Origin of the sequence: Streptomyces sp. NPDC015032, assembly GCF_043080425.1 — a bacterium.
In the GTDB taxonomy this organism is placed as follows: domain Bacteria; phylum Actinomycetota; class Actinomycetes; order Streptomycetales; family Streptomycetaceae; genus Streptomyces.
In genome coordinates this window covers 1-9,017 of the sequence record NZ_JBIBVN010000085.1, presented here as the reverse complement: position 1 = coordinate 9,017, position 9,017 = coordinate 1, and the positions used below count along the sequence as shown (strand labels likewise).

Genomic DNA, 9,017 nt, shown 5'->3' with positions numbered 1-9,017 from the left:
CCTGGTCGATGCTCGCCCGCAGCGCGTCCACCAGGTGCACCACGTTGGTGGACTCGGCGGGCTGCTCCGCCCTCTCGACGGTCTCGCCCTTCTTCTTCGCCTCGACGAGCTGTCGCACCTTCTCCTGGAAGGTGTCGGGGAAGTCCTCGGGCTCCCAGTCCATGCTGAGCGAGTCGACCAGCTGGTCGGCCATCTTCAGCTCGCGGTCGGCGAGGTTCTTATCGTCCGGGAGGTTGGCGATCTCCTTGTGCGGGTCCCGGATCTCGTCGGCCCAGTGCAGGATGTGCAGCGTCAGGATGCCCCTCTCGGCCTTCACCACGACCAGGTGCTCGCGGCTGCGCACGGCAAACGTGGCGATGCCCGCCTTGCCCGGGGTTCCAGCGTCCCGGGCGCGATGTCATCCAGGTCGCCCGGACGCTCCCAGGACGTACTCGTTCCCGGCGTCGCAGCCCTTGACGATCCCGTCGAGGGTGACTTCCTCCCCGGTGCGCCCGTTCACCGGCTTGTTGCGCACCCGGTCCGACGTTCCGCGCTGCAGCTGATGAGAGCTGATGGTGTAGCTGTCGGTGGCAGTGAACACCTGCACCGGCAGGGACACCAGGCCGAAGGGCAGAGCGCCGTTCCACGCCGCGCGCCATGGCTGCCACCTCCTCACGGTGCTGCTTCCATGGCACTGCGGGAGGGAGCTGATCGCATCCGCTCACACCCTCGGTGGGGCTCAGCCCGCGAGGACGCCACCGATGTGCCTGGTCAGGCGGTGCGTGCTTCACCCGAGCAGTGGGCGTAGGTGGTCGTTGAGGAAGGCGTCGTTGGGATCGAACCGGCTGCGGATGGTGCGGAAGCGGTCGAGCTCGGGAAACATGCGCTCTATGCGTCTGCGGGTAGTGAAGTGCAGCTTGCCCCAGTGCGGGCGAGCGTCGAAGTCGTCCAGGACGGCGTCCACGTTGCGGAGGTACGGCCAGTAGTCCGTGCCGGCCGCCACCGTGATGGTGATGGCCATATTGTCGCGGCGATACTGGGGCGACAGGTACGCTCCGTCTGCGGCGACCCATCTCACCTCGACAGGGAAGACTTGCTCGGGATACTTCGTCCGGATGAGCTGCCTGATCTCCGTGAAGGCCTCGCGTCCCCGCTCGGTCGGCACGAAGTATTCCAGTTCGTTGAAAACTAGTCCGAACCCCCCCGGATAGATGCGGTACGAGCGGTCGACCCGTCGCCCTTCAGCCGTTTCGATACCACCAGGTTCCTCGATCTCTACGGCGTCGTAGACCTTGGTGTAAGCACGGTCCGCCATCCGCACGCCTTTGGGCGTTGGCAACTCAAAGAGCTCAGCGGCGTTGTCGGTGGGGCACCACAGGAATGAGAAATGCCGGTGAGTGTCAGGGTTCACATCCCATCTGTCGAGCAGCTCGTCAACGTGCGGGAAGGTGATGGTCTCGCGGAGGTGATAAGAGGGCGAGACGTCGAGTTCCACCTCGACCACGACACCAAGCGCGCCCAGGGAGACCTGTGTCGCTCGGATTTCCTCGATGTCCCGCTCATCGATCTCGACGACGTCACCTGTCCCGTTGATGATCCGGACGTACCGAACAGCCGCGGAGAAGCTCGTCAGCTTGGTGCCTGAGCCGTGCGTGCCGGTGGCGATGGCACCCGCGATGGTCTGCTTTTCGATGTCACCCTGGTTCGACAACGCCAGCCCATCCCGCCACAGTGGATCACCGAAGCTGCTGATCGGGGTGCCGGCCCAGGCCCGCGCGCGTCGTCTGACCAGATCTGTGCCGGTGATACCGCTCAGATTCTCGAGGCTGAGGAGCAGGCCACCGGTCTGCACCAACGGCGTGCTGGAGTGGCCGGTTCCGGCCACCCGGATGTTGAGCCCATCCCCGAGCGCCTGCCTGACCACGCAGACAAGCTGTTCCTCGCTCCTGGGTGTGGCGAACGCCGCAGGGCTGAAGACCTGGTTCTGCCCCCAGTTGCGCCACACCATCCCGCGCTTCAGATCCGCCCCGGCGGCGGAGGCGCCGACCGGCCCCGTCATGATTGCTGTCCTGTCGATCCGGCTCCTGCACGAGTCTTGTTGACCATGACGTGCCTGGTGCGCGAGTAGGCGTCGCAAGGGTACGTCGACAGGTCGCGGCCGTAACCCGAGGCTTTGAAACTGCCCCAGGGCATATCCGTGGCGAGCATGAGGTGGTCGTTGACCCGGACTGCGCCGAAGTCGAGCCGTCCTGGCGCGTCTGCTGCTGGTCGAGCGTCCCCCGTCCAGACCAAGGAGACGGCGTCCTCCTCGTCCCGGAACGTCTCCGCTCTCATCACAGGGTCTCCGACCTTCATCGAAGCCACCTCCGCCATTTTTCAGACACGCCTCCGCTCATATTGTGGAGTAAATTAGTCTGATTATGTGGCCGTATATCGCCCCGCCGGAGGACACTCGGTAGGTATCCATGAGTTCCGAGAGCGCAAAGTTGGGTTGCGGGCCTTTCCATCTCGCCCCGACAGCGACTGCGGTACTGGACGCCCGGGGGACGGTCATCGGGTGGAGCCCGGCGGCCGAGGAGCTGTTCGGTTACGCGTCGAAGGAGGCGCTTGGCAGCCCTGTCGGCGACCTTCTGGGGGACCCTGCGCGGGTGGCTCCACCTCAGGAACCTGGAAACATGTATGCAGTTCGCTCGGTGCTTCATCGGGACGGTCGCACTGTACGGGTCGCACTGCTGATCAGCCCGCTGGAGCAGGACGAGGGCGCTGCTGCCTGGCTGCTCTCAGCCGTCAACGTAGCCCATCTCGAGCAGTGGGCCAGCGATCAGGCAGTGCTGAGGGGGCTGAGCGATCAGTCGTCCGTCGTCATCACTCTCTACGATACGCAAAGCCGGTTCAAGTGGATCAATACTGCCGTCGAGAAGCAGTTCGGCTTGACGATGGAAGACTGCGTCGGTCGGTACGTATCAGATGTGGAACCTCATGGCGAGGTCCTTGTCGAGGACGGTGACGGAGGCCCGGCACTAGGGCTGCAGAGGCTCATCGAGCGAGTCGTGCGCACTGGAGAATCCATCACCGACGTCCGCTACCGCACCCCGATCCCTGCCGACCCGCATCACGATCACATCTGGTCCTTCTGCTACTTCCGGGTGCAGGACGACGAGGGACGGCCACTGGGCGTGTGCGAAGCGGGGCTCGACATCACGGACCGTTACGTGGCCCGGCAACGCCTAGCACTGCTGAGCGGAGCCGGCGGCAAAATCGGCGGGACTCTCGACGTCGAGCATACCGCCGGTAACCTGGCTGATCTGGCTGTTCCGGAGTTCGCGGACCTCGTCCAGGTGGACCTCCTCGAACCTGTGCTCCATGGTGAAGAACCCGGTCCGTGGACGGATAAGACCGCACGCGACCTGCGGCGGGTGGCGGAACGGGTGGCGGACCACCACCGTCCGGCGGCAGCGGCATCGCCGCGTCCCGTCGGATATTCACCCGATTCGCCGCAGCTGCGCTGCCTTGCCCATGGGCATTCGGTCGCCTGCGACCAGGTGGCGGTCGTTCCGCTGCGGGCCCGGGGGACCACGCTGGGCCTGGCGACGTTTGAAAGGTTCCCGCCGCGGGACGCTTTCGACCCCGAGGAGATCGCCCTCGCGGAGGAACTGGTCTCCCGGACCGCGGTGTGTGTGGACAACGGACGCCGCTACGCTCGCGAGCATGCGATCGCGCTGATGCTGCAGCACGACCTGCTCCCGCATCGCCTGGCGCAGCCCGCGGCCGTGGAGGTCGCTCACCGCTACCTTCCCGCGACCGGACCCGTGGGAGTGGGCGGGGACTGGTATGACGTCATCCCGCTCTCCGGGGCACGGGTCGGCCTGGTCGTCGGGGACGTTGCCGGTCATGGCATGCGTGCCGCCGCCACCATGGGTCGGATGCGGACCACTGTGGCGGCGCTCGCGGCAATGGACCTCGCACCGGATGAGCTGCTCGCCCGGCTCGACGACCTGGTCGCGCAGTCCCTCGGGGGCGAGGATGACCGGGCCGTTGGCGTGACCTGCCTCTACGCCATCTACGACCCGGTCGAGCGGCACTGCGTCATGGCCCGGGCCGGCCACCTGCCTCCCGCAGTGGTGGCTCCTGACGGCCGCGTGGAAATCCTCGACCTGCCCGCCGGCCCACCGCTCGGCCTGGGCGGCCTGCCGTTCGAAAGCGTCGGTTTCGACCTTCCCGAGGACAGCCTCCTGGCCCTGTTCACCGACGGCCTCGTGGAGGCCCGCGACCAGGACATCGACATCGGCCTGAACGAGCTGCGCGACGCACTGTCCGTACCAGGCCGACAGCTGGAAGATACCTGTGACAGTGTTATGAGCGCTGTCCTGCCGAAGTCCTCAGGAGACGACGCGGCCCTGCTCCTGGTCAAGGTCCATGCGTTGAGCGATGACCAGGTGGCAAGCTGGGACCTTCCCGCCGATCCCGCAGAGGTCGCCAGGTTCCGCTCCCTGGCGGTCCAGAAGCTGGCTGAGTGGGGGCACAACGAGGCGGTGTTCGTCGTCGAGCTGGTGGTGAGCGAGCTGGTCACCAACGCGATCCGGTACGGCGGCGCTCCTGTGCGGCTGCGGCTCATTCGGGATCGCGGCCTGATATGCGAGGTCTCAGACGGGGGCCATACCTCCCCGCACCTGCGGCGGGCCGCGCAGGAGGACGAGGGCGGCCGCGGACTGTTCCTCGTCGCCCAACTTACGGAACGCTGGGGCACCCGCTACACACCACACGGCAAGATGATCTGGGCCGAAGTGCCGCTTGATGCCCGGCCCTGCAGCTGACCCCACCCCGCGCACCCCGAAGCTGCTGGCAGGCCTGGCCGGGCCGGCGTGCTGCCCGCCCTGATCTCCGCCGGCGTCGTCGGTGCCGGAGCCGGCGCGCTGGTCGGCTGGCTGCCCGCCACCGCTGCGGCCCTGGCTACGCTCGCCGCGGACACATGGTGGCTCGGCCAGCGGCGCCGCCGCGCCGTGCGACTGTGGCAAGATCACCGGCCACCAGCCGCCAACCCGCTCTGGCCCTCGCCGCCATCGCCGGCCCAGATCCCGAGAATGTCGCGGTGTCCGTCCGCGGTCACCGCCATCACGAGCAAATGTTGTTGGCGCAGCCGGGGGATCCGGTCCAGCGGCCCCAGCGCTCATGCCTTCGCGCAGCCAACGGTGACGTGCCCGGGCCCCGTTTCGGGTGGGGCGGGTTGTGCATTTGCTCAAGTCGAACCACCTCACTTGTGGCGGATGAACCGGGTGTCGTCGGGGGCGGGCCGAAGCATTCTGGGTGTGGGTCATTCGATCCCTTGTCCGGCAGGCACCTGAGAGTCGACCGGACCGGAAAAGTCCACCGATGTGGGTGCGAACGCGTCTGCAGCGGACTGAGCGAGCGGGAGAGCTACTGGTGAACACGCAGCATGGTCACGGGGATGCGGATGTGCTCATCGTAGGTGCCGGCGCCTCCGGTGGGGTGGCGGCCCTGGAGCTGGCCGGCCGTGGGTTTCGTGTGGTCTGCCTGGAGCAGGGCGACTGGGCTCTTCCCGATGACTTCACGGGCGGCAAGCCCGAGTGGGAGCTGACCCGTCTCAAGCAGTGGCACCCCAGTCCGAATGTGCGCGGGCGGAAGAGCGACTACCCGGTCGACACCAAGGAGAGCCCGATCGAGCCGTTGATGTTCAACGGCGTGGGTGGCAGCACTATCCTGTTCTCCGGACATTGGGTCCGGGCACTGCCGTCCGACTTCCGGGTCCGGACCCTCGACGGGGTCGCGGATGACTGGCCGTTCACCTACGAGGACCTGCGGCCGTTCTACGACGAGGTCACCCACCACATCGGCGCGTCCGGACTCGATGGCGACCCGGCTTACCCGGACCCGCACACTTTCCCGCTCCCGCCGATGCCGATCGGCAAGTACGGCCTCGCCGCGGCGAAGGGCCTGGACAAGCTCGGCTGGCACTGGTGGCCCGCCCCGAACGCCATCGCGTCGCGTAAGTTCAAGAACCGGCCCGCGTGCCTGCGGTACGGCGCCTGCGAGTCGGGATGTCCGACCGGAGCGAAGGCGAGCACCGACTTCACGCACTGGCGCGACGCGATCGCCGCCGGTGCTGTGCTGGTGACCGGGGCCCGGGTGCGACAGCTCACGGTCGACAACCGGGGTCTGGTGACCGGCGCCGAGTACGTCGACCGCGCGGGAGTCGTGCGCCACCAAGCCGCAGGCGTGACCGTGCTGGCCGCCAACGGGATAGGCACCCCGCGACTGTTGCTCAACTCGGCCTCTGCGCAGTTCCCCGACGGTCTGGCGAACTCCTCGGGCCTGGTCGGCAAGCGGCTCATGGTGCATCCCTACGCCTCGGTGTACGGGACCTACGAGGACGAGCTCGAGACCTGGCTCGGCCCGACCGGGCAGGCACTGCAGTCGATGCAGTTCTACGAGACCGACACCAGCCGCGGGTTCGTGCGCGGGGCGAAATGGAACCTGATGCCGACCGGCGGCCCACTCACCCACACCTTGTGGGAGCCGGGCCAGGACTGGCGCGACGCCTTCGGTCCCGCCTTCCACACCCGGTTGCGCACAACCTTCGGCCGGTACACCGAGTGGGGGATCACCACCGAGGACCTGCCTGAGGACCACAACGAAGTGGTGCTCGACCCGGACGCCACAGACTCCGACGGAATCCCGGCGCCCAGGATTCACTACACCATCAGCGAGAACACCGAACGCATGCTCAAGTTCCATGTCGACCGGGCGGTCGAGGCCCACCTGGCCGCGGGCGCGACCTCGGTGCTCCCCATCCCCGTCGTTCGGGAAAGCGGCTGGCACCTTCTGGGCACCACGCGCATGGGCACCGATCCCGCCACCTCCGTCGTCGACGAGTACGGCCGCGCGCACGACGTGCCGAACCTTTTCATCATCGACGGGAGCGTGTTCGTCACCTCGACCGGCGTCAACCCGACCGCGACCATCATGGCGGTCGCGCTGCGGTCGATGCGCCACCTCGCCGACAACCGCCACAACCAGCCCGCCGCCGACTGAGGACCCCATGATGCTCGATCCCGACCAGCGACGTACCTTCGCCGCACTCGCCGACGTACTGATTCCCGCGTCCGATCCGATGCCCTCGGCCACCGCCGCAGGTGTGCCGGATGCGCTGCTCGACCAGGTGCTCGGCTACCGATCGGACCTGGCCGAACCGTTCGCCGAGGCGGTTGCCTGGTGCACGGGCAAGGACCCGGAAGCTGCTCTGGACGCGCTCTGCGTGCAGCAGCCCGAGCAGTTCCAGGCCCTCACTGTGCTCACAGCCGGTGCCTATTTCCTGAGCCACCAGACGAAGGCCGCGCTCGCCTACGACCCTCCGCCACGCACCGCCCTCGACGACGTCGACTCCTACATCGACATGTTGGCCACCGTTGTCGATCGCGGCTTTGCGATCCGTTGAGCTCGCGGCCTGGGCAACCAGGTCGGCGTGCTTCTGAGCAGTTGGACCGGTGCACCCGAGGTGGGCGCACCGGTCGTGAACCCAGGAACACGAACGAAGGATTCCAAGATGATCGAGGCGCAAAAGCAGGTCACCGTGGCTCACCCGGGAGGCGGCCTGGCGCCGGTCGGTGCGGAGACCACGGTGCTGACGCACTTCGTCAACGGTGCCACCTGGGAGGGCGCCGGGACGCAGACGCATCCGGTGTTCAACCCCGCCACGGGACAGCCGATTGCACAGGCCCTGTGCGGCACATCGGCCGATGTCGACAAGGCGGTGGCTGCCGCCAGGACGGCGTTGCCCGGCTGGCGGCAGCGCACGCCGAAGGACCGCGCCGACGTGCTGCTCAGGGCCGCTGCGGTGCTGGAAGCCAACGCCGAGGAGCTGGCGCACCTGGAGTCGGTCAACACCGGCAAGCCGATGCCGCTGGCCCGCGACGATGTCGCCGGGACGATCGACACGCTGCAGTTCATGGCCGGCGCGGTTCGGACGCAGCTGAGTCTGAGCGCCGGAGAGTACGTCACCGGCCACACGTCGATGATCGTGCGGGAGCCGGTCGGGGTAGTGGCTGCAATCACGCCGTGGAACTACCCCCTGCTCACGGCGGCATGGAAGATCGCGCCGATTCTGGCGGTCGGCAACACCTGCGTATTGAAGCCATCGGATCAGACACCGCTGACCGCCCTGCGCATGGCCGAGCTTCTTGCCGAGGTGTTTCCCGCAGGGGTGCTCAATGTCGTCACCGGTGCCGGATCGGTGGTCGGCGAGGCGCTCGCGACTCACCCGGATGTGGCGCTGGTGTCGGTGACGGGCAGCGTGCGAAGCGGACAGGCGGTGGCCAGCGCGGCCGCAACCACGCTCAAGCGCGTGCACCTCGAGCTTGGCGGTAAGGCACCGGTCATGGTGTTCGCGGACGCCGACCTGGACGCGGTCGCCGAAGGAATTCGGCTCGCCGGCTTCGGCAACTCGGGCCAGGACTGCGGCGCCGCCTGCCGGATCCTCGTGGAGCAGTCCGTACACGACGAACTGCTGAAGCGTCTCGTGCCCCGGGTGGAGTCGCTGGTCGTAGGCGACCCGGCGGCTGGGGACCACATCGAGATGGGGCCGCTTGTCTCGAAGACCCACCGCGACAGCGTGCTCGGCTTCCTCGACCGTGCCTTCGCGGAAGGAGCGCGGGCGGCGACGGGCGGGAGGGCCCCGGAAGGCGACGGTTACTTCGTGCTTCCGACGGTGCTGGTGGACCTCCCGGACGGTGCCGAATCCACTCGGGAGGAGATCTTCGGGCCCGTGGTCACGGTGGAAACGTTCACCGATGAGGATGCCGCGGTCGAGACGGCCAATCGCACCGCCTACGGGCTGTCAGCCTCGGTCTGGACCGAGGACGCCCGTCGCGCCGCCGATCTGCCCGGGCGGCTGGACTTCGGCACCGTGTGGGTCAACGACCACCTCGCATTCGCCACCGAAATGCCGTGGGGCGGGTTCAAGTCCTCCGGCTACGGGCGCGACCTGTCGGCATATGCGCTCGATGACTACTCGCGTACCAAGC

At 67.6% G+C, this 9,017-nt stretch carries 7 protein-coding genes and 1 pseudogene; 4 read left to right on the top strand and 4 right to left on the bottom strand.

Going from position 1 to position 9,017, the window contains the following annotated elements; translation table 11 throughout:
• From ACF08M_RS41050 to ACF08M_RS41035, 4 genes and pseudogenes are all read right to left on the bottom strand, one after another.
• Positions 1–343: pseudogene (locus ACF08M_RS41050) on the bottom strand (Ku protein); the annotation flags it as partial.
• Positions 344–397: 54 nt separating this feature from the next.
• Positions 398–655: a Ku protein gene (locus tag ACF08M_RS41045; protein WP_392190420.1), complete on the bottom strand. Its 258-nt coding sequence runs from the start codon at positions 653–655 to the stop codon at positions 398–400.
• Between the two features lie 111 nt (positions 656–766).
• Complete coding sequence (locus tag ACF08M_RS41040; RefSeq protein WP_392190419.1) at positions 767–2,038, bottom strand: D-arabinono-1,4-lactone oxidase; 1,272 nt, start codon at positions 2,036–2,038, stop codon at positions 767–769.
• On the bottom strand, positions 2,035–2,313 hold the full coding sequence (locus tag ACF08M_RS41035) for an aldehyde dehydrogenase family protein (RefSeq protein WP_392190421.1): 279 nt from the start codon (positions 2,311–2,313) through the stop codon (positions 2,035–2,037). The genes ACF08M_RS41040 and ACF08M_RS41035 overlap by 4 nt, the downstream gene beginning before the upstream one ends.
• A 131-nt stretch (positions 2,314–2,444) precedes the next feature.
• Here ACF08M_RS41035 and ACF08M_RS41030 point away from each other — a divergent pair, with 131 nt between their 5' ends.
• The 4 genes from ACF08M_RS41030 to ACF08M_RS41015 all read left to right on the top strand — a co-directional run.
• Positions 2,445–4,793, top strand: a complete 2,349-nt coding sequence (locus ACF08M_RS41030; RefSeq protein ID WP_392190418.1) for a SpoIIE family protein phosphatase — start codon at positions 2,445–2,447, stop codon at positions 4,791–4,793.
• A 607-nt stretch (positions 4,794–5,400) separates the two neighbouring features.
• Positions 5,401–7,029, top strand: coding sequence for a GMC family oxidoreductase (locus tag ACF08M_RS41025; protein ID WP_392190417.1), 1,629 nt, complete (start codon positions 5,401–5,403; stop codon positions 7,027–7,029).
• A gap of 10 nt (positions 7,030–7,039) precedes the next feature.
• Positions 7,040–7,432, top strand: coding sequence for a gluconate 2-dehydrogenase subunit 3 family protein (locus ACF08M_RS41020; RefSeq protein WP_392190416.1), 393 nt, complete (start codon positions 7,040–7,042; stop codon positions 7,430–7,432).
• Positions 7,433–7,492: 60 nt separating this feature from the next.
• Positions 7,493–9,017 (top strand): aminobutyraldehyde dehydrogenase (locus tag ACF08M_RS41015; protein ID WP_392190415.1); only part of this gene is annotated, 1,525 nt, incomplete at its 3' end.

Bases quoted from the DNA above. Each gene is read 5' to 3' on its own strand.
- ACF08M_RS41040 (WP_392190419.1), bottom strand. From the start codon at position 2,038: ATGACGGGGCCGGTCGGCGCCTCCGCCGCCGGGGCGGATCTGAAGCGC.
- ACF08M_RS41035 (WP_392190421.1), bottom strand. From the start codon at position 2,313: ATGAGAGCGGAGACGTTCCGGGACGAGGAGGACGCCGTCTCCTTGGTC.
- ACF08M_RS41030 (WP_392190418.1), top strand. From the start codon at position 2,445: ATGAGTTCCGAGAGCGCAAAGTTGGGTTGCGGGCCTTTCCATCTCGCC.
- ACF08M_RS41020 (WP_392190416.1), top strand. From the start codon at position 7,040: ATGCTCGATCCCGACCAGCGACGTACCTTCGCCGCACTCGCCGACGTA.